19 protein-coding genes are annotated in these 24,727 nt (G+C 70.2%); 10 read left to right on the plus strand and 9 right to left on the minus strand.

The window, feature by feature from the left end; translation table 11 throughout:
* The 3 genes from D7V88_RS08610 to D7V88_RS08620 all read left to right on the plus strand — a co-directional run.
* On the plus strand, nucleotides 1-412 hold a 412-nt coding region (locus tag D7V88_RS08610), incomplete at its 5' end, for a hypothetical protein (RefSeq protein WP_120540132.1).
* A gap of 90 nt (nucleotides 413-502) precedes the next feature.
* Nucleotides 503-1,753 carry a metallophosphoesterase gene (locus D7V88_RS08615; protein ID WP_120540133.1) on the plus strand — a complete coding sequence of 417 codons (1,251 nt, stop codon included), beginning with the start codon at nucleotides 503-505 and terminating at the stop codon, nucleotides 1,751-1,753.
* Nucleotides 1,754-1,772: 19 nt separating this feature from the next.
* The gene (locus D7V88_RS08620) at nucleotides 1,773-2,417 is read left to right on the plus strand and encodes a TetR/AcrR family transcriptional regulator (protein WP_120540134.1); all 645 of its coding nucleotides are present in this window, start codon (nucleotides 1,773-1,775) and stop codon (nucleotides 2,415-2,417) included.
* 129 nt (nucleotides 2,418-2,546) lie between these two features.
* On the opposite strand, the gene D7V88_RS08625 is transcribed toward D7V88_RS08620, so the two are convergent.
* Nucleotides 2,547-7,202: a lamin tail domain-containing protein gene (locus tag D7V88_RS08625; RefSeq protein ID WP_120540135.1), complete on the minus strand. Its 4,656-nt coding sequence runs from the start codon at nucleotides 7,200-7,202 to the stop codon at nucleotides 2,547-2,549.
* Nucleotides 7,203-7,438: 236 nt separating this feature from the next.
* On the opposite strand from D7V88_RS08625, the gene D7V88_RS08630 reads away from it, so the two are divergent.
* The 3 genes from D7V88_RS08630 (at nucleotide 7,439) to D7V88_RS08640 (ending at nucleotide 10,640) form a co-directional block, all read left to right on the plus strand.
* Nucleotides 7,439-9,046 carry a serine/threonine-protein kinase gene (locus tag D7V88_RS08630; RefSeq protein ID WP_120540136.1) on the plus strand — a complete coding sequence of 536 codons (1,608 nt, stop codon included), beginning with the start codon at nucleotides 7,439-7,441 and terminating at the stop codon, nucleotides 9,044-9,046.
* A 107-nt stretch (nucleotides 9,047-9,153) separates the two neighbouring features.
* Entirely contained in the window at nucleotides 9,154-10,008 is an 855-nt protein-coding gene (locus tag D7V88_RS08635; protein WP_120540137.1) for an ATP-grasp domain-containing protein, read from the plus strand.
* A 95-nt stretch (nucleotides 10,009-10,103) separates the two neighbouring features.
* Nucleotides 10,104-10,640 (plus strand): FHA domain-containing protein, encoded by a 537-nt coding sequence (locus D7V88_RS08640; protein ID WP_120540138.1) that lies wholly within the window; start codon nucleotides 10,104-10,106, stop codon nucleotides 10,638-10,640.
* A 220-nt stretch (nucleotides 10,641-10,860) separates the two neighbouring features.
* Here the strand turns inward: D7V88_RS08640 and D7V88_RS08645 are convergent, their stop codons facing one another.
* Nucleotides 10,861-11,580: a tetratricopeptide repeat protein gene (locus tag D7V88_RS08645; RefSeq protein ID WP_147448666.1), complete on the minus strand. Its 720-nt coding sequence runs from the start codon at nucleotides 11,578-11,580 to the stop codon at nucleotides 10,861-10,863.
* Entirely contained in the window at nucleotides 11,549-13,066 is a 1,518-nt protein-coding gene (locus D7V88_RS08650) for a serine/threonine-protein kinase (RefSeq protein ID WP_120540140.1), read from the minus strand. Before D7V88_RS08650 ends, D7V88_RS08645 begins: the two co-directional genes overlap by 32 nt.
* 409 nt (nucleotides 13,067-13,475) lie before the next feature.
* On the opposite strand from D7V88_RS08650, the gene D7V88_RS08655 reads away from it, so the two are divergent.
* The 3 genes from D7V88_RS08655 (at nucleotide 13,476) to D7V88_RS08665 (ending at nucleotide 16,521) form a co-directional block, all read left to right on the plus strand.
* Complete coding sequence (locus D7V88_RS08655) at nucleotides 13,476-13,913, plus strand: host attachment protein (protein WP_120540141.1); 438 nt, start codon at nucleotides 13,476-13,478, stop codon at nucleotides 13,911-13,913.
* Between the two features lie 78 nt (nucleotides 13,914-13,991).
* Entirely contained in the window at nucleotides 13,992-15,884 is a 1,893-nt protein-coding gene (locus D7V88_RS08660) for a methyl-accepting chemotaxis protein (RefSeq protein ID WP_120540142.1), read from the plus strand.
* A gap of 28 nt (nucleotides 15,885-15,912) precedes the next feature.
* Complete coding sequence (locus D7V88_RS08665) at nucleotides 15,913-16,521, plus strand: HAD family hydrolase (protein ID WP_120540143.1); 609 nt, start codon at nucleotides 15,913-15,915, stop codon at nucleotides 16,519-16,521.
* Between the two features lie 5 nt (nucleotides 16,522-16,526).
* Here D7V88_RS08665 and D7V88_RS08670 read toward each other — a convergent pair whose 3' ends face one another.
* Both D7V88_RS08670 and D7V88_RS08675 read right to left on the minus strand, forming a co-directional pair.
* Nucleotides 16,527-17,177 carry a glutathione S-transferase family protein gene (locus tag D7V88_RS08670; protein ID WP_120540144.1) on the minus strand — a complete coding sequence of 217 codons (651 nt, stop codon included), beginning with the start codon at nucleotides 17,175-17,177 and terminating at the stop codon, nucleotides 16,527-16,529.
* Between the two features lie 38 nt (nucleotides 17,178-17,215).
* On the minus strand, nucleotides 17,216-17,827 hold the full coding sequence (locus D7V88_RS08675) for an adenylate/guanylate cyclase domain-containing protein (protein ID WP_120540145.1): 612 nt from the start codon (nucleotides 17,825-17,827) through the stop codon (nucleotides 17,216-17,218).
* 304 nt (nucleotides 17,828-18,131) lie between these two features.
* Between D7V88_RS08675 and D7V88_RS08680 the strand changes: the two genes are divergently transcribed.
* A complete protein-coding gene (locus D7V88_RS08680) occupies nucleotides 18,132-19,022 on the plus strand; it encodes a hypothetical protein (RefSeq protein WP_120540146.1) in 891 nt (296 codons plus the stop codon).
* Nucleotides 19,023-19,157: 135 nt separating this feature from the next.
* Here D7V88_RS08680 and D7V88_RS08685 read toward each other — a convergent pair whose 3' ends face one another.
* From D7V88_RS08685 to D7V88_RS08700, 4 genes are all read right to left on the minus strand, one after another.
* On the minus strand, nucleotides 19,158-19,862 hold the full coding sequence (locus D7V88_RS08685) for a carbonic anhydrase (RefSeq protein ID WP_120540147.1): 705 nt from the start codon (nucleotides 19,860-19,862) through the stop codon (nucleotides 19,158-19,160).
* On the minus strand, nucleotides 19,859-21,433 hold the full coding sequence (locus D7V88_RS08690; RefSeq protein WP_120540148.1) for a SulP family inorganic anion transporter: 1,575 nt from the start codon (nucleotides 21,431-21,433) through the stop codon (nucleotides 19,859-19,861). Before D7V88_RS08690 ends, D7V88_RS08685 begins: the two co-directional genes overlap by 4 nt.
* Nucleotides 21,434-21,614: 181 nt before the next feature.
* A complete protein-coding gene (locus tag D7V88_RS08695; RefSeq protein ID WP_120540149.1) occupies nucleotides 21,615-22,967 on the minus strand; it encodes a sigma-54-dependent transcriptional regulator in 1,353 nt (450 codons plus the stop codon).
* On the minus strand, nucleotides 22,964-24,529 hold the full coding sequence (locus tag D7V88_RS08700) for a sensor histidine kinase (protein WP_341870665.1): 1,566 nt from the start codon (nucleotides 24,527-24,529) through the stop codon (nucleotides 22,964-22,966). Before D7V88_RS08700 ends, D7V88_RS08695 begins: the two co-directional genes overlap by 4 nt.
* Nucleotides 24,530-24,727: the final 198 nt, after the last annotated feature.

Consider the following 24,727-nt stretch of genomic DNA (forward strand, 5'->3'; position numbering starts at 1 on the left):
CCCCACGCCCGCGCAGACGCCGGCCGTGAAGCCCCCGCCCTCGCCCGCGGACGCGGAGTCCATCGCCCAGGCCGACATGGAGCTGGGCCTGCTGGAGGAGTTCCCGGACGCCGACGCGCAGAGCGGCATCGCGTCCGCCATGCTGCACGCGCATTCGGATGCGCCGGTGTCGCAGAACCGCATCGTGGAGCGGCTGAAGCAGGACGGCCGCCTGGAGTCGCTCTTCGGCGAGGTGTTCCGCGAGGACAACCCCTTCGTGGAGCAGCCGCACAAGGCCGCCATCGTGCGCGCGCTCGACACGGCGCTCACGCGCGGCACGGTGACGTCCGACGACCTGCGCGCCTTCTCCCGTGGCACCTACGCCCAGGAGTGGCAGCAGATTGGCGTGGCGCTGGGCGACGCCCGGAAATAACCGGCTTCCCCGCTTCGCCCCCATCGCTTCACGCTTCTTCACGCGCGCGCCGGTTGCGTCGTGACGCGTGCGCGCGAGGATGGGGCCGCCATGGAAAGCCCGTTGCGCTTCATCTTGTTCTTCTTCGTCGTCGGCGTCGCGGCGGTCTACGTCCACATCTATCTGTACCGGCGCCTGTTCCGGGACACGTCCGACAGCCGCGCGTGGCGGCTCACCGGCAAGGTGCTGCTGACGGCGCTGTGCCTGCCGCTGCTGCTGTCGTGGGTGGTGACGCGCGTGCTGCCCTCCGCGTTCGCCATCGCCGTCATGTCGTGGACCTGGATGGGCGTGGCCGTGTACCTGCTGCTCTCCCTGGCGGCGCTGGGCGGGGTGCGCTGGCTCGTCGCCCGGACGCGGGGCCACCGGGGCATCCCCCCGGCCCCGGTCACGGCCTCGGGTCCGGTCAGCCCGGAGACAGCGCGAACGCCTTCCCTGGCGGAGCTGTCCATCACCGTCCCGCCACCCGCCGTGGACGAGGACCGGCGCAGGTTCCTCGCCCGGGCCACCGCGGGCGGCGCGGTGCTCGCGGCCGGCGGACTGACGGGCTATGGCATGTGGAGCGCCTTCCACCCGCCCGTGGTGAATGAAGTCACCGTGCGGCTGCCCGGCCTGCCCAAGGCCCTGGACGGCTTCAGCATCGTCCACGTGAGCGACATCCACGTGGGCCCCATCATCCAGCGCCGCTTCATGGACGAGCTGGTGTCGCGCTGCAACGCGCTCAAGCCGGACCTCGTCGCCATCACCGGAGACCTGGTGGACGGCACGGTGAGCGACCTGGGGCACTCCGTGGCCGCGCTCCAGAACCTGAAGGCGCGCGCGGGCACCCACTTCATCACCGGCAACCACGAGTACTACTGGAACGCGAGCACCTGGGCGGACGCGCTCAGCGGCCTGGGCATCACGGTGCTGAGAAACCGCCACGTGTCCATCGGGGATGCGGGCGGCGCGTTCGACCTGGTGGGCGTGGATGACTGGTCCATGCGCAACGGGCCCCAGGGCTACAACCTGGACGCCGCGCTCGCCGGCCGGGACCCGGGCCGCGCTGGCGTGCTGCTCGCGCACCAGCCCTCCAACTGGGACGTGGCGGCGAAGGCCGGCATGGGCCTGCAACTGTCCGGACACACCCACGGCGGGCAGTTCTTCCCCTTCACCGTCGCCGTCTCCGCCATCTGGAAGCACGACGCCGGCCTCTTCCAGGAGGGCGACCGCCACCTCTACGTCAGCCGGGGCACCGGTTTCTGGGGCCCGCCCCTGCGCGTCGGCGCACCGTCTGAAATCGTTAAGGTGACGCTTCTGGCGTGAGGTGTAGATTTACCCGGAAATGAGCAAGGAACCAGCGAAGCGCGAAATCAAGCAGGAGCGGGCGGCGCGGACGCGGGTGGAAATCCTGGAGGCCGCCATCACGTTGTTCGCTCGGCGGGGCTACCTGTCGACGACGATGTCGGACCTGGCGAAGGCCATCCGGATGACCCCTGGCGCGCTGTACTGGCACTTCCCCACCAAGGAAGACCTGCTGCTGGCGGCCATCGAGGAGCTGCACTCCCGCTACCAGGCGGAATTCCTGCCACTGCTCACCGAGCGCCGGCCGCTGTCCGGCCGGGAGCAGTTGGTGTTCGTCGTCTCGCGCACCTCGCAGTTCCTGCGCTACCACCGCGAATACGGCATCTTCTTCGGAATGCTGTCCGCCGAGTCCGCGGAGTCCAATGACCGCGTGGCGGAGCTGCTGCGGGAGAAGATCGCCGTCTACGTGCAGGTGCTGGCGGGGATGATCCGCTACGGCCAGAAGCGGCAGGAGTTCCGCTCGGAGGTGGACCCGCTGCACATGGCCCACACCATGATGGGCGGCTACCTGGGCATCCTGCTGCACCACAACCTGTTCCGCACCACCGTGAACTACGACCCGCTGATGGCGTCGTTGGATCAAATCCTCTCTGGCGGCCTGCACGTGCGCGGCCCGCTGGGCTAACGACCCCGGAAACGAAGACGCCCGGCCCCCGGATGCGGTGGGGAGCGGGCGTCTTGTCACTTCAGTGGCTCCAGCGGTGAGGGCTCCCGCTTCCCCCAGGTTCGAGGGAAGCGGAAGGTGCCTGCCGCGCTACAGCGCTTCCGTCGTGCTCTGCGAACCCTGCGGCTGGCGCGCCGCGCGAATCACGAAGTCCGCGGCATTGTTGTCCGTGTCGTAGCCGTTGCCCAGGACCGCGTCCTCGCCCCCCACCGCCATCGTCGCGGAGGTGGAGGCGGCCTTGGCCTTGCGCTCGTAGGTGCCAGCGGCGGCCGGGGGACCCACGATGGGGGTTCCGCCTTCCGCCGAGTCCGCGTCCGCGCCATAGCCCACCGTGTCCACCGCGAGCGCCTCCGTCTTCTCCAGCCCGATGCCGGGCAGGCCCAGGCGGATGTGACCGGAGCCTGCCGCCATCTGGATGGTGACGCCGAACGAGAAATCGGACGCCGCCGTGCTGGCGCTCGAGTAGGTGTTGCCCGTCAGCAGGTAGTAACCATGCGCGGCGATCTTCGCGCCCGCGGGGAGCGCGATGACCGTGGCGGCCCCATAGGTCTTGCCGGCCGCGCTCTTGTACTGGAGCTTCCACCCGGAGAGGTCCACCTCCGCGTTCGTGGGGTTGTAGAGCTCCACGAACTCGTCATTCGCGCCGCTCGGGCCCGCCGGGGCGAACTCACTGATGACGACGTGGCCGGCACCGGTGACGACGTTCACCGTGATGGCCGCGGACTTCGTCACGCCCGCGTAGGACGCGTTGAGCTGGGTGCTGCCCGCCGTGGCCCCGGCCGTGAACGTCACCGTGGCGGTCGTCTGGCCCTCCGCCACCGTCACCGTCGCGGCGGGCGACAGCTCACCCACGCCCGAGGGCGCGAGCACCACGTCCACCGTCGCACCGCCCGCCGGCGCCTTGCGGTCCAGCGTCACGGTGAACACCTGCGTCTTGCCCGCGTTCACCGTCACCACGTCCGGCGTGATGCTGGAGAGCTTCGCGGGCGGGGGCAGCACGGTCAGCGCACCCGTGCGCGTGAGTCCGTTGAGCGAGGCGGACACGGAGCCCGTGCCCTCCCCTTCCGCCGCCGCGGTGAACGTCACCGTCGCCGTCGTCTCACCGGGGTTCACCGTCACCGACGTGCTGGAAAGCGAGCCGAAGGCCGTGCCCGTCGTGGGCGACGTCAGCGACAGCAGCACCTGCACGGCGGTCGTGGGCGCGGACTCCAGCGTCACCGTGTACACCTGCTGCGCGCCCGCGTTCACCGTGGCGGTGGACGGGGAGAGCGACACCAGCCGGGGCACATCGGTGATGACGTTCACGGTGGCGTTCAGGGTGTCCGTGCCATTCGTGACCGTCACCGTGCCCGCGCCGGTGCTGGCCTCGTCCACGGTGAAGTCGAAGGTGGTGCTCAGCACGTCGGTGGCCACCGTCGTGTTGGAGAAGGTGCCGAAGCCCGCGGGTGACACCGCGAGGTCCAGCGTCGTGCCGGCCGGCACGGGCCGGTCGAACGTCACGGTGAAGCGCGCCGTTCCGCCCGGCGCCACGCCTTGCGTCTGCGGCGTGAGGTTCGCGAGGGACGCGGACTCGGCCGTGCCCAGCACGCGCAGCGTGGCCGTCTGGGTGGACGTGCCCGACGTCGCGGTGAGGGTCACCGCCGCCGCGGGCGCCAGCGCCTGGAGCGCCACCGTAGCGCTCGTCTGGCCGGCGGGGATGACGACCTGTCCGCCCACCGCGTTCAGCGCCGTCGCGTCGCTCGACGCGATGGCCACGGTGACGTCCACCGGGTAGCTGGACGCCATCGTCACCGTGAGCTTCTGCGGGATGGCGTCGGAGCCTCCCACGCGCACGAAGCCGCCGGACGTGAAGGCCGTCAGCGCCGGAAGGGGCGGCAGCGGAATCTGCATGTCACCCGCGCTCCGGGGCAGCAGCTTGTGGTTGCTGAAGGTGTACGTCAGCACGCCGCGCACCACGCGGTATTCGGTGCCCAGGACCTGCACCGGATAGCTGAAGGCCTGGTCGTCCACCATCAGGCCCGTGAGCGCCGGGTCCCCGGACTTGTTCTCGTCGATGATGAACTCGCGCTGGGCGTTCTCCAGCCGGGTGTTGAACACGTTCTGGACCTCCACCAGCGCGCCCTCCAGGGCCTTGGCCTGGGGACCGCCCGTGCGGATGGCCTCCGTGCGCACCACCACCGGCGCGGGCAACGCATTGGAAGCGCTGTTCTTCGTCACCGTGACGTTGATGAGCTCCAGCAGGCCGAAATACTCCGTCAGCGTGCCTTCCAGCTTCACGTTGTCGCCCACCGCCACGTTGGCCTTCTCCCCGTAGACGTAGAGGCCGGAGTTCTCCGCCCCCTTGCCCGACGGGTAGTTCGCCACCTGCACCCAGTAGCCACGCGTCGCGGTCGCATTCGCATCCACGGCGGTCACCACCACGCCGTCCACCGCCACCTTGACGCCCACGAGCGACGTCTTGCCGGAGGTGGGCGTCGTCTTCACGTCGTAGACGGTGACGGCGCACGCGGAGCCGTTCGGGTTCGGCACCGGGCACGGGTCGCACTCGTCGCCCACGCCATCATTGTCCGCGTCCTTCTGGTCCGGGTTCGCCACGAGCGGGCAGTTGTCGCCGGGGGCGAGGATGCCGTCGTAGTCGAAGTCCGACGGGTCGGTGGCCGAGCACACGCCGGCGTCCGTGGGACAGCCGTCGCACACATCGCCCTTGCCGTCGCTGTCGGTGTCCTTCTGGTCCGCGTTGGTCACGAACGGGCAGTTGTCGCGCCACGTGGGCACGCCGTCGTGGTCGTCGTCATCGCCTCGCGAGGCCACGCACGCGGTGGTGCCCGCCTCCAGGGGGCACGGGTCGCACGCGTCGCCCACGCCGTCGCCGTCCGTGTCCACCTGCCGCCCGTCGTCCATGGGACGCACGGGGTTGAAGATGGCCGGGCAGTTGTCGGTGGCGTTGGGGATGCCGTCCGCGTCCGTGTCGTCCGCGCCCGCCACGCCCGTGTAGACGGTGGAGCCGTTGACCGCGGCGACCGGGAAGGCGGTGCCCACCGCGCTGCGCGTCGGCTCGCACGTCGGCTCGTTGGTCGGCGTCTCGCACGCGAACAGCGGGTAGAGGCCCGCGGTGTCCGACGAGCCCTGGAACGCCGTCAGGTTCTTGCCAATCTCCGACTGCACGCACGCGGCCTTCGCCGTGCCGCACACGGCCAGCGCGTCACACGTGTCCGCGCCCTTGAGGCCGTCCACCAGGGCCTGGTCGCCGTAGAGCGGCTTGCCACCGCGCATCGTCAGCACCACGTCCGCGGGCTCCGCCGCGATGACCGCGCGGTGCGGGGACGCGGCGTAGCTGCCCTGCCGGTAGATGGCCAGGTCCGCCACCTTGCCCGGCGCGATGCGGCCCACCTTCTCGTAGACGTCCACCGCGTCGGCCGCGTTGGCCGTCACCATGCGCCACAGCTCCTCGTCCGTGAAGGTCTTGGCGAAGCGCGTGGTGTTGAGGTGATCCGCGCAGCGCAGCTCGCGCAGGATGTTCATGGAGCCGGAGCGGATCCAGTCCGTGCCCAGCGACACGGACACGCCCAGCGTCTTGAACGCCGTCACCATGGCGGTGTCGCCGTACAGCGAGATGTTGGAGCGCGGCGACCAGATGAGCCCGGTGCCGTGCGCCGCCATCTGGGAGATTTCCCGGGCGGTGAGGCCCACGCCATGGATGATGGCCGAGCGGGGGAACAACACGTTGGCGGAGCCCGAGGACAGGCACCGGAACTCATTCTGCGCCGTGGCCGCGATGCCCTCCGCGACGTGCGGCAGGTACGCCGACGTGCGCGAGGCCACGTCCGCCGCGGACGGGAAGGAGCCGTAGGCGCAACTGCCCACCAGCGTGGTGCCGCTGCTGTCACCCAGGGGGAAGGTGTCCGAGTCCGCGGAGCCCTCCGCCAGGCCCTCCTGCTGCGCGGCGCCGTTCGAGCCCGCCACGTCCAGGTTGCGCAGGAAGCCCTTCGCCCCGCCCGCGCCCGCGATGGAGGTGGTGCCCGCCATCACCTGGCGCAGCTCCGACCAGAGGATGGCGTCCGCCTTCGAGTTGGCCGGGTTGTTGAGCCGGGTGTGCTTGTTGCTGCCCGTGCGCCAGTCGTGACGGTGCTCGTAGCGCTCCGCGCTGGTGCCCGGCTGGGGCGCGCCCGGGTAGGTGATGTGGTCGTGCGGGTTGACGAGGCCCGGGGAGATGACGCCCGTGGGGCACATCACCTGCGTCGCGTCCGCGGCGCCGGCCGTCTGGGAGCAGTCGCAGGCGGAGCACGTGATGGAGCCCTGGGCGTTCACCAGCACCTGGCCGCCCAGGAACGTCTCACCGTCCGTGAGCACCACGCCGGTGAACAGCGTGCCCGCCGTGCCCGCCTTCGTCACCGCGCACGTGGCGCCGTCCGGAAGCGCCGCGGGAGGCGCGGCCCAACACCGCGTCGTCTTGGTGGGCGTGGCGGTACAGTCCGCCTCGCACCCGTCGCCGCTCACATCGTTGCCGTCGTCACATACCTCCGTGGCGTCCTTGGTGCCGTCGCCACACTTCGACGGAGACAGCGTGCAGTTGGCTTCGCACCCGTCGGCCCCCTCCTTGTTGCCGTCGTCGCACTGCTCGCTTCCCTCCTTCTTGCCGTCGCCGCACACCACCACGGGAACTTCGGGATCATCGGATCCACAGGCACTGCCCAAGAGGAGGACCGCGCCCAGGGCGGCCAGCAATAAGCGGGGGGAGCTGCGCATGAAGCCTCCTGCCGGAAAGGCAGTGCCGAGAAAGGTCGGAGCGACGAAGAGCACCCCGGACCTCGCACGTGGCAGAGGACCCGGGGTGCAACATTTCAGCGATACCTGACCCGTGAAGTCCACTTCGTGGGACTCAAAGCGTCCGCCGTGTGCCTGGAGGTGTGGTAGGAGCGCACCCAACGTGTGGGGGAGCGTGCTCATGACGCGGACGCACAAGGTCTAGAGTAGGGGGGCACATGATCACCCGGAATCCGTCGAGTACCGTTTCCCGCTTCCTCGAAGGGCACCTGCGGCGCGATGCGCAGGCGCGTGAGCTGTCGGTCGCGCGCTTCATGAGCATCCTGTCCGGCATCTGCGTGGTGGTGGCCGCGGCCCTGGGCCCGTCCATGGGCTGGGACCTGACGCTGGCGCTGATGGGCCTGTCGGTGGTGCTGGCGGGCTACTACGCGGTGATGTGGGCGGTGCTGCGCAAGGGCGTCTTCCACCCGGCCATCCCGTGGCTCAACGTGGCCATCGAGGTGAGCATCCCGGCGGTGGTGCTGACATTCGACCTGCGCTACCAGGGCCCCGTCTACGCGCTCACCGCGCCCACCATCGTCATCTGGGGCGCGCTGGTGACGCTGGCGGGCCTGCGCAGCAACCCGCGCCTGGGACTGGCCGCGGGCGCGCTGGTGGCGGCGGAGTACCTGACGCTCTACTTCGGCTTCGTGCGGCCGCTGTTGCCGGAGAACCCGCTCATCACGCTGGCGCCGCTGTTCATCTGCGTGCGCGCGTTCTTCTTCGTGGCCACCGGGGCGCTGACGGCGGTGCTCGCGCGGCACTTCCTGGAGCGCACCCGGAGCGCGCTCGCGTCGCTGCGCGAGCAGGAGGTGATGGGCAAGTACGTGCTGCATGAGCGGCTGGGCGCGGGCGGCATGGCGGAGGTGTACCGGGCCACGTACTCGCCCGAGGGCGGCTTCGAGAAGCAGGTGGCCCTCAAGCGCATCCTGCCGTCGTTCGCGGACGACGCGGCCTTCGTGACGATGTTCCGCCGCGAGGCGGAGCTGTGCTCGACGCTCAACCACCCCAACATCGTCCAGGTGTTCGACCTGGGACGACACGGTGGCACCTACTTCCTGGCGATGGAGTACGTGGACGGGCTGCCGCTCAGCGGCGTGCTCAAGCCGCAGGTCCGCAAGCCGTTGCCGCTGTCGGCCGCGACGTTCCTGGCCGCGGAGCTGGCGTCCGCGCTGGACTACGTGCACCGCAAGACGAGCCCGGACGGAGAGCTCCTGCGGCTGGTGCACCGCGACGTCAACCCGCCCAACGTCCTCATCTCTCGCATCGGCGAGGTGAAGCTGTCGGACTTCGGCATCGCGCGCGACGCGGCCCGCGCGAACCTCACGGTGGCCGGCAGCGTGCGCGGCAAGCTGGGGTACATGGCGCCGGAGCAGGCCATGGGCCGGGACTTCGACGGACGGGCGGACCTGTTCGCGCTGGGGCTGACGCTGCACGAGGCCCTCACCGGACGGCGCGCGCTGAGCGGGCATTCGGAGGAGCTGCTGCTGCGCGCGGCGGTGGATCAAGAGGTCGTCCCGCCCTCGCAGCTCAACCCCGCGGTGCCGGTGGCGCTGGATGCCATCGTCATGTCGCTGCTGCAGAAGGACCCGCAGCGGCGCACGCCCAACGGCGCGGCGCTGCGCCAGCAGCTCCTGGCGCTGGAGGGCCCCGCAGCCCCCTTCCCCCATGGACAGGCGGAGCTGGGACGGGTGGCGCGCGAAGCGAAGGCGCTCGCGACGGCGCTGACGCAGGAGGACTCCGAGTCCTTCGCCGCCGTGAAGGCGCCGGCCGTGCGCTCGGCCTGAGGCCCGGGCACCCTGGACGCGAAGGTCCGGGCGGCGCGAGCAGGCGCTGCGCGGGGCCGGGGAGCGCGCTAGAACCCGACGCGTCCCCGCTCCCGGAGTGCGTCGCCTTGGACATCGCCGTCATCACCTACGCAGGAATGCCGCAGTTGTACCCGCTGGATGCGCCGCTGGTGCCCGCCCTGCGCGAGCTGGGGCTGGATGCCCGGCCGGTCATCTGGGACGACCCCACCGTGGACTGGAGCCGGGTGCGCGCGGCGGTGGTGCGCAACGCGTGGGACAGCCACCTGCGCCGCGATGAGTTCCTCGCCTGGGCCGAGCGCGTGGACGCCGTCAGCCGCCTGTTCAACCCGTTGGACGTGCTGCGTTGGAACACGCACAAGGGCTACCTGAAGGACATGGAGGCCCAGGGGCTGCCCTTGACGCCCACCGTCTGGGTGGCACCCGGCGGCACGCTGGACGTGGAGCAGGTGGCGCGCGAACGGGACTGGAACGCGGTGGTGCTCAAGCCCGCGGTGGCGGCCGGCGGACTCAAGGTCTTCATCTTCCGGAGGGACGCGCTGGGTGAAGCGAGCGCGAAGGTGGCGGAGCTTTCGAAGGAGGGCGACGTGATGGTGCAGCCCTACCTCACCGCCTTCGAGACGGAGGGCGAGCGCTCCTACATCTTCTTCAACGGCGTCTTCAGCCACGCGGTGCGCCGCCCGCCCACGCTGGCCTCAGCGCCCCGGGGCTTCGCGGAGCCGCACGCGTTCACCCCGGACAACCCGGCGGAGCTGAAGGTGGCGGAGGCGGTGCTGGAGGCATCCGGTGGCTCGCGGCTGTTGTACGCGCGCGTGGACGTGGCCACGGACAACGCGGGACACACCCGCCTGCAGGAGGTGGAGGTGACGGAGCCGTGCCTGTTCCTCACCCTGGATGCGGCGGCGCCGGAGCGGATGGCCCGGGCCGTCATCGCCCGGCTGTAGCGCCCGGACCGGGGCCCGCCAGCCATTCGACCACTCGTGGACACCTGCGAATGCGCGGTGGCGGCAAGGGGCCCTGATGGGGTTATGTCGGGCACATGCGCGCCCTGTTGCTTTCTTTGCTCATCCGCCAGCACATGGCCCTCAAGGAGAAGTTCAACGCCAAGTACCCGCACCCCTGGTTGGTGTGGGAAGCGGGCGCGTGGAACGTCCCCGAAGAGCAGAACGTGTCGGCGACGCGGTTGCCCATGATGGACCTGCGCGACTGCCTGCCCGCGGGCGACGCGCTGTGCTTCGAGCTGATGGGCGTGGCGGAGCGCGGCCCCCTCAAGCTGGGGCGCGCCGAGCACAACACCTTCGTCGTCAACGACGCCACGGTGTCGCGCGAGCAGTTGGCCCTGCACCCCACCACCGAGGGGCGCTGGACGGTGGAGCGGCTGGCGCACTCCAAGCCCGCGACGGTGAATGGTGAGGCGCTGGAGCCCGAGCAGCCCCGGATGCTGCATCCCGGAGATGAGCTGAAGGTGGGCGACGTGCGCCTCACCTTCCACGACGCCGCGACGTTCAACGCGCGCATCGGCCGCATCGCCGCGCAGGTGCTCGCACAGGCCTCCGCTTCGCCGCCGCCGCGCTGAAGCGAAGTCCGGGTGCCCGCGACCGGGCACTTCGAGCGCGACCGTCGAAGCCCCGCGCCCCTCTCCAGGTGTCCCGAACGTGGCACCTGAGTTCGACGAACCCGAGGCCAAGCAGCCCCGGTGCCCGAGCCCCGCGACGGTCCCCAACGCCCCACGGTGCCGAGCGTCATGTCCCGGCACCGAGGCCAGCAGCCCCGATGCCCGAGCCCTACGACGGGCCCTAACGCCCCACGGTGCCGAGCGTCGTGTCCCGGGGGTTGGGCGCCGTGGCGAGCCACACCGCGCCACCCGCGAGCACCGCCGCCGCGCCCACGCCGGCCCAGACGTACCAGCGACGCGACCAGGGCTTGGAGGCCTGCGCCGTCACCGCGCCTTCCGGCACCTGCATCGCCAGGGCCTCGGAGGCCCCGTTCTTCTGCTGCGCGGCGGCCGGATTCGCGGCGAGCTTCGCCTGGCTGGCGCGAGCCTCCGCCAACGCGGCCTGTTCGCGCGCCCGTTGCAGCTCGCGGTCCCGCGTGAAGCGTTCGCGCTCGCGGCGCTGCTCCTCCTGGACACGGACCTTGTTGTCCATCTCCGCGATGAGCTCGCGCACCACGTCCGCGTTCGCGGGCTCCTCCGACGACAGCGCCAGGTAGCGCCGGTAGAAGAAGGCCGCGCGCGACGGGTTGTTCAACTGCCGGTGGCACTGCGCGATGTTGAAGAGGAACGCGGGCAGCGGCTTGAGGCGGTACGCCTCGCTGAAGGCCTTGAGGCCCCGGTCGAACTCCCCCAGGTCGTACGCCAGGTTGCCCTCGGAGAATTTCTCGCGCGCCTGCGCCTCCGAAGAAGCCGTGGGCGCCTCCGCCGCCGCCACCACCTGCAACGGAGCTCCCAACGACAGCGCCAGCACGAGGCTCAGCGCCTTGCGGTCAATGCGGCGCGAATGGATCAATGACCGCATCCCTGCTTCCTCCCTTGCGACCCGTCCCGCGAGCCGGCGCACGGCGCGGCCCCGGACTCGACTTCACGAGCGGCACGGTCAGCTCCGCGGCGGCGGTATCCTGCTTCAGCTCCACCGCGCGCTCCAGCGGCACGTAGCCCGCAAGCTCCACCCGCAGTTGCGACGGCATCGACCGCCGCTCCAGCGCCTTCGTCAGCGGCGTGACGCCCAGCTCTTCCCCGGTGTCCACGCGGACGACCTTCGCGCCGGGAGGGGACGACTGCACCGTCAGCGTCACCGCGTCGGTCGCCCCCGCGGCGGGACGGCCCGCGACAGCCGGGGCCCCCGCCACCTGGGCGACGTCGGCTTCGGGCGTGCGCGCCGGATGCAGGCCCTTCCACGTCGTGATGCCGGACACCAGCGCCAGCGCGGCCAGCGCCGCCGACACCTGGAGTCGCCGGTCGCGCAGCGCGGACGGCATCCGCATGCGCACGGTGGGGCGCTCCAGCTCTTCGACTGGAGCCAGATGGGCGGGCTCCGCCGTCAGGGCCGGCAGCAGCAGGAGCGCGGTGGTGACCTCCGCCAACTGCTGCGGACGGGCTTCCGGCTCCTTCGCCAGGCAGCGCATCACCAGCGCCGCGAGCGCGGGCGGCATCGGTTCACCCGACGGCAGGTGCGCGGGCAGCGGCGGCGGCGGCTGGGTGATGATCTGCACCACCAACTGCCCGAAGGCCGACGCCTGGAAGGGCGGATGCCCCGACAGCATCTCGTAGAGGATGTTGCCCACCGCGTAGATGTCCGCGCGGGCGTCGACCGGGAGGCCCGCGGCCTGCTCCGGCGCCATGTACGCGGGCGTCCCGATGATGGTGCCATCCAACGTGCCGGTAAGGCTCACGCCGGTCTGCGTCGTCATCAGCTTGGCGACGCCGAAGTCCAGCACCTTCACGAAGTCCGCCTGCCCCGAGCGATGACTGATGAAGAGGTTGTCCGGCTTGATGTCCCGGTGCACCACGCCCACCTGGTGGGCCGCGCCCAGCGCCGCGCACACCTGCACGCCCATGCGCTGCACCCGCGCCAGCGTCAGCCCCTCTTCCTTCAGGAGCGCGCCCAGGTTCTGGCCGCGCAGCAGCTCCATCACGCAGTAGACGTGCCCGTGCGGCGACTCATCCACGAAGTCGAAGATCTCCACGATGTGCTCGTGGTTGATCTGGTTGACGGTGCGCGCCTCCTGGAAGAAGCGCTGCACGAACGAGCTGTCCCGCGCGTGCTCCGGCCGCAGCACCTTGAGCGCCACCTGCCGGCCCAGCCGCACGTGCCGCGCCTGGAACACCCGCCCCATGGAGCCTTCACCCAGGAGCCGTTCGAGCTGGTAGTTGCCCAGCACCGTCCCCTCCTGGACCTCTTCGCCAGGCCGAGCCACCACCGGAGCCGGCATCCCGCCACTGTCGCTCACGGCTTCACCGTGGCCGGACAGGACTGTGTGGGCGAAGAGATCGTCGGTGACCATGGGGGGATCAGGTTTCCATGGTCGGGCAACCCTGCAACCCTGGGGCGAGCATCTATCGCTCCAACGACGGAAAAACTTTCTCCACGTGACGATTGGACCGCCCCACCCCGCATGGAGCTGTCCCATGTGCGGCGAGCACGTACCTTCCGTCCACGGACATTGAAATACTTCTCCATACAGCGCACTCCCGTCCTGTTCCCCCGGCATCGATGGTCGCCGCTTGGATGCGGTTGGTCAACGTGGGCGGAAGGGCCGCTAGCACGGTGTCGGGAAGACTGTTCCCGGCATGAAGGGTGCGGCAGGCGGGTCGCCTGGACTCCGCTCGGAGGTCGGAGTGCTCGCTGGGGGAAGCTTGCCGGGGACGAAGGGGGTCCGCACTCCTCAAGACACGACCCAAGGAGGCGTGAAGATGGCGGACAAGAGGCTCTGGATCCTGGTGGCCAACGCGAGTCGTGCCCGGCTCTTCGCCACGGACGCGAAGGCGGAGAAGTGGGACCTCATCGAGCAGTTCCAACATGACGAGAGCCGGACCAAGCCCGTCGACCTGTTCAACCAGGCCGACAATCCCAACGCGGGCACGCTGCACGGCCCGGCGTCGGAGAACGATCCCAACGGGCGGAGGGACCTGGAGCACGACCGCTTCGCACGGGAGCTGTCGGCGCGTCTGGACAAGGGGGTGGACTCAAGGGCCTTCGACGAGCTGGTCATCGCCGCGCCGCCCACGTTCCTGGGCAAGATGCGGGGCCTGTTGAGCACGCGCGTGAAGCAGCGGGTGCGGCTGGACCTGGCCTCGGACTTCTCCAGCCTGCCGGAGCGGGAGCTGCACGACCGGGTGCCCCTGTTGTAGGCGGGCAGTCGGCCAAGGGGTATGTGGCCCGGGTTCTGGTATAGGACCTGGGTTACCTCTCTTCGCGCCCGACGTGCCATGCCTCCTCTCTTCTTGCGATCCCTGACGCTGCGTGGGCGGCTGCTGCTGTACATGACCCTGGTGTCCTGCGTGCCCTTGCTGGCCCTCACCGGGATGCAGGATTCGCTGATGCGCCGGCAGACGGAGGCGCAGATCGACTCGTCGCTGCGCATGGAGGCCGAAGGGTTCAAGGACCTGCTCGAGTCCACCCTCGCGGAGCGCGAGTCCAGCGCGCGAAGCTGGGCGGAAGACCCGGTGCTGCGCGCCGCGCTGCGCACGAAGGATGCCTCCGCCAGCGACGTGATGTTGTCGCTGCTCCAGCGGCGCTATCTCACGCTCAACGGCATCGTGCTCTTCAGCAACGAAGGCATGGCCCTCTCCGCCAGCACGCCCGCGCTGCGCGACGCGTACGCCGGAACCCACGCCCAGGTGCTCGCGTCCGCGTGGTTTCGCGAGGCCCAGGCCGGCCGCACCACGGCGGAGGGCGTGAACGAGGAGGATCCCATCTTCAGCGTGCACGTGCTGCCGCTGGCGGTGCAGGTGACGGACGAAGGTGGAAGGCCCCTGGGCGTGCTGCTGGCGGCGTTCGACTGGGGCCAGGTGGGGGAGCTGGTGAAGCCCGCGCTCGCCCGGGCCCAGCAGCGCGGGCACCCCAGCTTCTCCATGGAGGTGAAGAGCGCGAACGGCATCACGCTGTTCGACACACGCCAGGGCGAGCACGACGACACGGGCCGGGTGGCGGTGACGGCGGTGGACGGCACGCTCGTGCGCGACGTGGGCGACGGGTGGCAGGTGCTGGCGCAGGTGGATCCCGCGGAAGCGTACGCGCCGCTCAACCAGATGCGCCGGCTGGTGCTGGGCCTGGCGGCCCTCTTCGTGGCGGCGGTGGGCGTGGGCTCCTGGGCCCTGGCCCGCGGCATCACCCGGCCGCTGCGCGCGCTGAGCGAGATGGTCCGCCGCGTCGTGAAGGAAGGCGACCTCACGCAGGTGTTGGAGGGGCAGGCGGGCAAGGACGAGGTGGGCGAGCTGACGGAGGCGTTCGTGCAGATGATGAAGAACCTGCATGAGACGGCCACCAGCCTCCACCAGGGCACGCGCGTGCTCAGTGAGACGGTGGCGGAGCTCAACCTCGCCTCCGAGGTGCAGGAGCGCAACGTGGCCCGGCAGGCGGCCGCGCTCCAGGAGACGCAGGTCACCGCGCAGGAAATCAAGCAGACGTCGCTGCTGGCCGCGGAGAAGGCGGAGACGGTGCTGGGCGTGGCGGCACGGGCCGAAGAGGTGGGCCGCGCGGGCGAGGGCGCCATCCGCGACAGCCTTGACGGCTTCCAGGGCCTGCACGAACAGTCCGGGGAGATGGCCATGCGCATCGTGCAGCTCAACGAGCGCACGCAGCAGATTGGCGGCATCACCCAGACGGTGAAGGACCTGGCGGACCAGTCCAACATGCTCGCGCTCAACGCGGCCATCGAAGCGGTGCGCTCCGGCGAACACGGCAAGGGCTTCAGCGTGGTGGCGCGCGAAATCCGCAACCTGGCGGACCAGTCCATCCAGGCCACGGAGAAGGTGCGCGACATCCTGGGGGACCTGGGCCACGCCATCATCTCCACCGCGAAGATGACCGAGCAGAGCCACGCGAGCGTCGCGGAGGGCCTGGATCAGGTGCGCACGAGCGGCGAGCACCTCAAGGAGCTGGCCACCATCGTCCAGGACAACGCCGCGGCGGCGCGGCAGATCGCCGGCGCGGTGAGCCAGCAGAACGCGGGCATCGCGCAGATTTTCAGCGCGGTGACGGACCTGTCCTCCATGATGACCGAGACCCAGGCGAGCCTGAAGTCCACCACCGGGGCCGCGCGGCGGCTGCAGGAAGTGGCCGGGCGGATGGAAGGCGTCGCCCGGGCGTACCGCATCTAGGCCCGCCCCCCTTCCGGAGGAATCCCAAGTGGCCGCTGTCCCCGCCGTGAAGGCCGTGCTGCTGGACCTGGGCAACGTGCTGGTGTTCCACGACAACGCCCTGCTCTTCGCGCGGCTCGCGGCGCGGGCGGGCCTGGAGCCCACCGAAGCAGCGCGGCGGCTCACCGGCGCGGGCTGGACGGCGGCGAACCGGGGCCTGCTGGACGCGGAGGGCATCCGCCAGGACGTGTGCGGCGCGCTGGGCGTGGAGCTGCCCATGGAGGAGTTCGCGCCCCTGTGGAGCAGCCACTTCACGGTGCACCACGCGGTGCTGCCGCGCGTGGAGGGACTCGTCGGCCGGGTGAAGCTGGTGCTGCTGTCCAACACCAACGCGCTGCACGTCGCGTATCTGAAGCCGCTGCTGCCGCTGCTCCAGCGCTTCGACGCCCTGGTGCTGAGCTGCGAGGTGGGCGCGGTGAAGCCGGAGCCGGCCATCTACCGGCTGGCGCTGGACAAGGCGGGCTGCGCGCCGGACGAAGCCGCCTTCTTCGACGACCTGCCCGAGTTCGTCGACGCGGCCCGGGCCCTGGGCATCCGCGGGCACGTCTTCACGGACGCGCCCGCGTTCGACGCGCAGTTGAAGTCCCTGGGACTCTGAAGCCGCTACCGGTAGCGGGCGAGCTGCGGCTCGCCCTGGGCGGCCTCGGTCCATTTGATCATCGCGGGCAGGCCGAGCACGGCGTCGCGCCACGAAGTGAGCTCCGGGCGGAACGGCACGCCGTAGGTGACGAAGCGGGTGATGACCGGCGCGTAGAACGCGTCCGCAATGCTGAAGTCACCGAAGAGGAACGGGCCTGCCTTGCCGTGGCGTTCGCGGCAGCCGGACAGGAGGGCCTGGATGCGGGCGATGTCCGCGTGCACGCCCGGCGCGTCCAGCCCCGGCACCGTCTTGCGCGCGGTGAGGTCCATGGGCAGATGGGTGCGCAGGGCCTGGAAGCCGGAGTGCATCTCCGTCGTCACCGAGCGCGCCATGGCCCGCACGGGGCTGGCTTCGGGCCACAGCTTCGCGGCGGGGAAGCTCTCCGCCAGGTACTCGCAGATGGACAGCGAATCCCACACCACGGTGTCGCCGTGCTTGAGCACCGGCACGCGCCCGCTGGGCGAGTGCATCGCGATGAGCGCCGCGGTCTCCGGCGTGTCCAGCGGAACGAGCACCTCGCGGAACGGCTGGCCGGTGTGGGCCAGGGCCAGGTAGGGGCGCAGCGACCACGAGGAGAAGTTCTTGGAACCAACAACCAGGGTGAGTTCGGACATGGCGCGGCACCATACCGCCGCGCGCCCGTCCGTCAGCTTCAACCGCCCGCGGGCACCCGCCGACGGCCCAGCAGTGAACGCACGCGCGCCATGAGGGCGCCTTCGCTCCGGGGCTCTTCCGGCGTGTCGATGCGGAACACGGCCACCGGCAGCTTGATGTTCTTCAATTCATTGCGGCCCAGCCGCACGGGGGGCGCCCTCAGGCGGCCCTCCACCTGCGCCGCCACCGTCTCGCTGACGTACACGGTGCCCGGACGCGCCAGGGATTCGATGCGGGCCGCCAGGTTGACGCCTTCGCCGAACACGTCGCCATCGCGGTGCACCACCATGCCCAGGTGCGCGCCCGCGCGGATGGACATGCGCCGCTCGCCCGGCACGCAGCGGTTGCGTGCATCCACGGCGGAGCGCCACTCCAGCGCGAACGACACCGCGGACAGTCCCGCGCCGAACTCCAGCAGGAAACCGCCCTCCTCCATCCGCTTCACCTCGCGCCCTCCGTGGCGCGGCAGCAGGTCCCGCACGAGCTGTCCATGCTCGTCGTGCAGGGCCTGCTGAAGACACTCATCCCGCCAGCGTTGACCAGCAGGGGCCTCCATGTCCGTGAACATGATGGCCGACAACTTCCGGGGCTCCGGGGCCTCCACCACCATCGTGCATCCTCCCTCCCCCCGGCGCAGACACCGTGATGCTACTGCACGACGGGCCCGGGCTCCCAACCTGGCCGGGAACCCACCCGGACGGACACGTTCCGGGGAACGCAACCGTGCGAAGTCAGAGGCGGACCCCACGTCCGCACCCCCAACCTAGTGACTTCCTGACGCGGCGCACCAAGCACCCGGAGGGTTCTGGGCCTCCGGTGTCTGGCACCCGACGCGTCGCGGTGGGAGACGTCCAGTGCGAGTCAGGAACCGGCACGCGGACGCGTCCCACGCGGCCACGGAGGGCCCCCGGGCCATGATCTACGCAGACGAGAAGGTCCGGCAGATGGCGCGCTCACTGCTGCCTTCCACGGGCCGCAAGGAGGCCCGTGAATCCCGCGCGAGCGTGCACCGCGCGGCCCGGCATGAGTCCCGTCGGGAGCTGGCCACATGGCTGCGGGCCGGAGACCTGGACGCGGACGTGCCGGACTGCGCGCCCTGGCGCGGGCCGGAAATCCGTCAGGTGAAGTGCTCGCGGCGCGAAGGGGACAAGGTGAACCCCTTCATCCGCTGGGCCACCGCCCGCACGCGGGAGCTGCCCCGCGAGGAGCGCCTGGACCACGTGCGCGCCCTGCTTCCCCCGGGCATCATTGGCGAGCACGCGCTCGAACACCTGGAGCAGGCCCCCGCCTTCGAGGATCCCCTCCAGGCCGCGCGGCGCGAGCGGCGCCGGCAGTTGTATGCGCGCAAACCCGGTGGCGACTGGATGGACCGGGGCGAGCAGGCCCAATTGCTGCGCGCCCTGCTGCTGAAGCCCTACGGACACGCCACCTTCAACGAGTTCCTGCGAGCGCGCTACGACGCGACCACCGCGCGCGACCTCCGGGCGTCCCGCGACCGCCAGCGCGCCACGCTGCCGCCGCACCGGCCGCTGCTCGGCATGGACGACGTGATGCCCTTCCTGGATTCGCTGGAGCCCGGCGCGGGGGGCCCCCACGCCAGGAACTGGGGCACCTGGGCGCCACCGCCGCAGTGGGTCTGCCTGTTCCTGCACCGCTTCAAGCAATACCGCCGCATCGCCCTCCTGAGGGAGGTGCTGCAGGATGAGGACCTGCTGCCGTCCCCCTACCGCCCCCAGCGCGCCCGCTTCAACGTGCCGGGGCAGAGGGCGTGGCAGGACGCTTCAGAAAGGCCGTTGCATCCATGATGGCCGGCATGGCGCTCTTCCATCTGGCGGGGAAGCGAGCTGTTCCCAGCAGCAGCGGAGCGCACGCCTCCCACGGCTGAAGCAGGGCTTCAGCGATCCGCGCTGGACGCAGGATCGCTGAAGCTCGATGCCGCCTTACTGGACGGCGCGGAGACCCGACTGCTCTTCCGTTGCGTCGCTCAGCTCCGTCAGGAGCCGATCACCCTCGGTCTCGTCGATGGGAACGAAGCGGCCGAGGTCAGAGCGGTAGGCGTGAACCTGTGCCGCCCCGATGTCGAACCACCAGCCGTGCAGCCGCAGCGTCCCCGCCGCGAGCCGCTCTTGCACGATGGGGTAGGTCTTCAGGTGCTCGAGCTGCTCGAGGACGTTCAACTGGGAGAGGCGATCCGCATCGGGCAGCCCCACGCCCACCTGGGTGTTCTCCTTCAACGCCTTGAGCGAGGGCGTTCCGTGCGCGAGCCACTTCTCCAGGTTCGGTGAGCCGTTCACGACGCCTCCGGCCAAGATCGCCTTCATCGCGCCGCAGCTCGAGTGTCCGCAGACAACGACGTCCTCGATGGGCAGGAAGCCCAGGGAGAATTCGATCGCCGCCGCTTCCGAGCGGTCCGCCGTGGGCTGTCCGTTGAGCACGGCCGTCGGAACGAGGTTGCCCACGTTGCGCACGGTGAAGAGGTCACCGGGGTCCGTGGAGACGAGCAGATTGGGCACCACGCGGCTGTCCGAGCAACTGATGAAGAGACAGTCAGGGGTTTGCCCCTTCGCGAGCCTCGCGAAGGTCGCCCGGTACGAGGGCAGGGTATGACGCTGGAAATCGAGCAGACCTCTAATGAGCTTCTTCACTGAGCACCTCCGGGAGCGAGAGACGAAACGTGATGAGCCGAGGATGAAGGGGGTAGAACAGCAGCAGGCCCGGCAGCGAGGGCCGCACGCGCGCCCCGCCGACTCCAGACGTCCTCGAGCGGCTCCATGGTCACGGTGCCGCCCGTCTTGCGATGCGTGTCAGCCCAGCTCTCCAGCGCCTCGAAGCCGGAGTGGTCGAGCATGTTCACCGCCACGTCCACCTCCACCTTGGAGCCCGAGGGAACCTTCGCGAGCGCCGCCGACAGCTTCGGCACGCCGACGAACGTCAGCGCTCCGCTGATGCAGACCTGGTGAACACCATTGGTGGCGTGGCTCTCCACGCGCACCTGGCCGAGCTGCCACAGGAGCCGGAGGATGGCCGCGCCGAGCCCCAGACCGATGCCCGCGAGCAGGTTGATGCCCACGACACCGGCCACGGTGATGAGGTAGACCGGCAGCTCGCCCCGGTGCCGGAGCTCCCGGATGTGGGCGAGGTTCACGAGCTTCAGGCCCACGTGCACGAGCAGGCCGGCGAGCACCGTCAGGGGCACGAAGGCCGCGAGGCTCCCCAACAGGGTGATGAACGCGAGCATCCACACCGCGTGAAGCACCGCCGACCAGCGCGTCTTCGCGCCGGCGTTGATGTTCGCCGCGCTGCGCACGATGACGCCGGTGATGGGCAGACCGCCGACCAGACCGGAGAGGGTGTTCGCCACGCCCTGCGCGAGCAGCTCGCGATCGAGGTTCGCCCGCGCGCCCGTGTGGAGCTTGTCGGTCGCCACCGCGCTCAAGAGCGATTCGGCACTCGCCACGAGGGCGAGCGACAGCACGGCCACGAAGAAGGCACCCCACGCGGCCCCTTCCGGAAGGGAAGGCAGCTTGATGGCCGACAGCGCATCCGCGGCCAACTGCACCCGTGCCACGTTCGCGTTCAACACCGCCGCGACCGCGGATCCGCCCACGACCGCCACCAGCGGCCCCGGGACCTTCTTCAGCCGCCCGTTCGGCAGGAACTGCCACGCGATGAGGATTCCCAGCGTGAGCAGGCCCAGCAGCGTGGCCGGTCCATGAAGGTCGGCAATCTGCCCGGGCAGCTCCCGCAGGTTGTTCCAGGCATTGCTCTGCGGAGAGCCACCCAGAACGATGTGGACCTGACCCAGCACGATGAGAATGCCGATACCCGCGAGCATTCCGTGGATCACGGCCGGCGAGATGGCGAGCGCCGAACGCGCCACCTTCAGCACGCCGAGCGCCACTTGCACGAGCCCCGCCACGGCGATCGCCGCGCACGTCACGGCGAAGCCCAGCTCCTGGATGAAGCCAAAGACCATCACCGCGAGGCCCGCCGCGGGGCCGCTCACGAGAAGCGGCACGCCGCCCATCAGGCCCACCACCACGCCTCCCACGACGCCGGCGATGAGTCCCGCCATGATGGGCGCTCCGGAGGCGAGCGCGATGCCCATACAGAGGGGCAGGGCCACCAGGAACACCACCAGCGAAGCCGGCAAATCCGAGGCGAGGATCTCCTTCAACGAGGGCCTCGCCTCTGCAGCTTTTCCACCCGAAGTCATTGCTTGCGCTCCCCTGTCATCTGCCGACCCGCACAAGGGATCGACGTGACAGGCGGGACTACGCAAGCGTTGTGCCAGCCCGTTCCGGGCCCTTACCGCCGGGGGCGTGGCGCGACAGAACCGGGGGGATGAAAGAAACTTGAAGCCCGCGACTCAGGCGATGAAAGACTTTTTAAGTCCTTCACTCCGAGGGTGGGTTCTCCTCCAGGCGGCGGAGAAATGTCGGATAGGACAGGCCCAGGACGCGGGCCGCCTCCATGCGCCTGCCTCCGAGCTGCTCGAGCACGTGCCGGACATAGAGTCGCTCCACTTCATCGAGCGGCCGAGGTGGGCCTGACACGGAGAAGGCGTTGGGGTCGACCGAGGCCGGCGCGCCGCCTCCCTTGGCGAGCGACTGCAGCTCGAGCGCGGGCCCGCCTTCGAGCACGAGCGCTCGCTCGAGCACGTTGCGCAGCTCCCGGACATTGCCGGGGAAGGGATAGCTCAGCAGGCGCTCCTCCGCGGCGGGAGAGAATGGGACCGGGCGTCGACCCAGCTCCGAGCAGAGCTCCAGCACGAGCGTCCGTGCGAGCGGCAACACATCCTCGCGACGCTCGCGCAAGGGAGGCACCTCCACCCGGAACACGCTGAGCCGGAAGAGGAGGTCCTCGCGAAAGCGCCCGGCGGCGACCTCCGCTTCGAGGTCCTTGTTGGTGGCTGCCACGATCCGGGCGGTGCTCGTGAGCTCCGTCGTGCCACCGAGTCGTCGGAAGGCACCCTTGTCGAGAAACGTGAGCAGCTTGGCCTGGAGCGCGAACGGCAGCTCACCCACCTCGTCGAGAAAGAGGAGCCCGTCGCTCGCGAGTTCCACGAGCCCGCGCCTTGCCGTCTTCGCATCCGTGAAAGCGCCGCGCTCGTGTCCGAAGAGCTCGCTCTCCATCATCGTGTCCGGAAGCGCGGCGCAGTTGATCTGCACGAAGGCCCCCTGCTTCTGGCGCAAGGCGTGGAGATGGCGGGCGAGCACCGCCTTCCCGGTCCCGGTCTCCCCCAGCAGCAGGACGGGACTGCGCGGAGTGGTGGCGATCCGCTCCAGCATCTCGAGGGTTTGCTGCATCGCCGGCGAGCGAGGCTCCGCCATCCGATGCTGACCTTCGAGGACGCTCTCGGCCTGGCGCAGCCGTTCCTGGAGCTGGAGGTCGCTTGCCGCGCGGCGTGCGCGCATCACCAGGTCGTCAATCTCGACCGGCTTGCTCAGGTAGTCGCGAGCCCCTGCCCGGATGGCTTCGACAGCGCTCTCGATATCGCCGTGCGCGGTCACCATCAGCACGACGGTCGCCGGAAGCTGGGCACGCAGCTCGGGCAGGAAGACGAGCCCATCTCCGTCCGGCAGCCTTCGATCCAGCACGACGAGGTCAGGCGCCTCGGCGGCGAGCGCGGCGCGGGTCTCATGCAGCGAGCGGGCAACCCGGACGCGGAAACCTTCCTGGCTCAGCATGGATGCCGCGAGCGAGGAGAAGGTCCTGTCGTCATCGACGAGCAGCAGGGAGGTGCTCATGACGCCATCTTCTCGAGCGGAAGGCGGACCGTGAAGCGGCTGCCTCCGGGCACGCGAGTGTAGGAAACACTTCCTCCATCATGCGCACGGATGGCCGTGCGCACCATCGGAAGCCCGAGTCCGATCCCCTTCGACCGACCCACCGCGAATGGCTCCCAGAGCCGCGGCTCGAAGGCCGGGGGCACTCCTCCGGCGTTGTCCTCCACGACGAGCACCACCTCTCCGCCTTCGCGAAGGAGCCGGACCTCGACGCGAGGAGTGGGCTGCTGGCCTATATCATGGGCCACGGCGCCGGCTTCGACGGCGTTGCGCATGAGGTTGTCGACCGCGGAGACCAGCAGCGTCGGGTCCCCCTTCACGAAGAGCCCCTCCTGCAGCGTGGTCTCGATGGCGACATCCGCTGCTTCCGGCAGGAGCCTCACGGCTTGAAGCGCGTCCTGGACGAGCAGGTGCATCTCACAACTGCGCCGCTGCGTGGACTGGGGGGAAGCGAAGCTCAGCAATGAGCGGGCAAGGTGGCCGAGCCGGTCCGCCTGGGAACGCAGCGCCTGGACGGGCAATGTCGTCTCCCCTCCCTTCGCGCGAATCATGCTGAGCGCGGCCTGCATGCTGTTGAGCGCGTTCTTCACCTCGTGGGCGATGAGCGAGGAGGCCGTACCGAGCGCCGCCATCGTCTCCTGGCGCCGCAATTGTTCCTCGGCTGCCACCAGCGAACGGTAGGAGCGACGCAGGAGCACCGTGAAGAGCAGGAGCACGCCGCCGAACAGCGCGGTGTGAAAGCCAAGCTGGCCGAGGTAGCGGCGCTTGAGCATCTCCCGGTCCCGCGCCTCGTCCTCGAGCACGGCGAGCAGCATGCCGGCTCCGGGAACGAGCGCCGCTGCGCCGAGCAGCCGCGTGCCTCCGAGCGTTACGGCCCCGGGAGCGTCCACCAGCGGGCGAAGGCGCGAGGCGAGCTCCGGCTGGCGCAGCAGTGGCGGGGGCGTTGCCGGCAGGAGGAGCCGACCGCGCTCGCCTAGCAGGGCGATCATGGACTCGTTCGTCCCGCGAGGGGTCGTCGGTAGCAGCTCGTTCGCCGTGGCGAGTTCGCCCACGAGGAGGCCCACGACACGCTCGTCGCGCACGATGGGGACCGCGACCGCGACGAGCCCTCCGCCTTCCTCGTCCAGCAGTCCGACCGAAGCGACCCGCTCTTCCACCATCCGCCGGAACCACAGGCGCGAGGCGAGCGGTGTGCGTCCGAGCGGCATGTCCACCGGGTCGCTCCACATGCGCGTGCCGTTCGAGGACACCAGCGCGACTCCCGCCGAGAAGAGAGACGTGTGGCGGAAGGCATTCTCGAGGAGCGCTACCTCCAGTCCCGCGACGCCATCCTCGGGTCTGAGCGACGGGTGCTCCGCGAGCCGTTGCAGCTCCGAGCGCAGCAGCCCGAGGTGTGCGCCAAGTGCCTGGGCCTGGAGGCCCGCGCGGTCCGACAGGTGAGCGAGCAGTTCGCCCTCCGCCGCCTGCACGTCCTCCTGGTAGGCCACGAAGGGGATCACGAAGGCGGCGCCCCAGAGGAGCATCAGACCGACCACGGCGGACCGGCCCGCTTTTCTCTGCGTGCGAAGAAGATCGCCCGGTGGGGGAACGAGAGAGGTCAGGGAGGGATGGGCCGGAGGCGACGACATGCGCCTATCATCAACACATTTCGACCCGCACGGCAGTCGCTCATGGAGTTCCCGCGAGCGCGCCAAGACGGAGGAGGACCTGCCGCAGTCCCC

Origin of the sequence: Corallococcus terminator, from assembly GCF_003611635.1 — a bacterium.
Classification (GTDB): domain Bacteria; phylum Myxococcota; class Myxococcia; order Myxococcales; family Myxococcaceae; genus Corallococcus; species Corallococcus terminator.

Bases quoted from the DNA above. Each gene is read 5' to 3' on its own strand.
- D7V88_RS08615 (WP_120540133.1), top strand. From the start codon at position 503: ATGGAAAGCCCGTTGCGCTTCATCTTGTTCTTCTTCGTCGTCGGCGTC.
- D7V88_RS08670 (WP_120540144.1), bottom strand. From the start codon at position 17,177: ATGTCCGAACTCACCCTGGTTGTTGGTTCCAAGAACTTCTCCTCGTGG.
- D7V88_RS08640 (WP_120540138.1), top strand. From the start codon at position 10,104: ATGCGCGCCCTGTTGCTTTCTTTGCTCATCCGCCAGCACATGGCCCTC.
- D7V88_RS08690 (WP_120540148.1), bottom strand. From the start codon at position 21,433: ATGACTTCGGGTGGAAAAGCTGCAGAGGCGAGGCCCTCGTTGAAGGAG.
- D7V88_RS08645 (WP_147448666.1), bottom strand. From the start codon at position 11,580: ATGCGGTCATTGATCCATTCGCGCCGCATTGACCGCAAGGCGCTGAGC.
- D7V88_RS08620 (WP_120540134.1), top strand. From the start codon at position 1,773: ATGAGCAAGGAACCAGCGAAGCGCGAAATCAAGCAGGAGCGGGCGGCG.
- D7V88_RS08700 (WP_341870665.1), bottom strand. From the start codon at position 24,529: ATGCTCCTCTGGGGCGCCGCCTTCGTGATCCCCTTCGTGGCCTACCAG.
- D7V88_RS08630 (WP_120540136.1), top strand. From the start codon at position 7,439: ATGATCACCCGGAATCCGTCGAGTACCGTTTCCCGCTTCCTCGAAGGG.
- D7V88_RS08625 (WP_120540135.1), bottom strand. From the start codon at position 7,202: ATGCGCAGCTCCCCCCGCTTATTGCTGGCCGCCCTGGGCGCGGTCCTC.
- D7V88_RS08695 (WP_120540149.1), bottom strand. From the start codon at position 22,967: ATGAGCACCTCCCTGCTGCTCGTCGATGACGACAGGACCTTCTCCTCG.
- D7V88_RS08660 (WP_120540142.1), top strand. From the start codon at position 13,992: ATGCCTCCTCTCTTCTTGCGATCCCTGACGCTGCGTGGGCGGCTGCTG.
- D7V88_RS08680 (WP_120540146.1), top strand. From the start codon at position 18,132: ATGATCTACGCAGACGAGAAGGTCCGGCAGATGGCGCGCTCACTGCTG.
- D7V88_RS08675 (WP_120540145.1), bottom strand. From the start codon at position 17,827: ATGGTGGTGGAGGCCCCGGAGCCCCGGAAGTTGTCGGCCATCATGTTC.
- D7V88_RS08655 (WP_120540141.1), top strand. From the start codon at position 13,476: ATGGCGGACAAGAGGCTCTGGATCCTGGTGGCCAACGCGAGTCGTGCC.
- D7V88_RS08650 (WP_120540140.1), bottom strand. From the start codon at position 13,066: ATGGTCACCGACGATCTCTTCGCCCACACAGTCCTGTCCGGCCACGGT.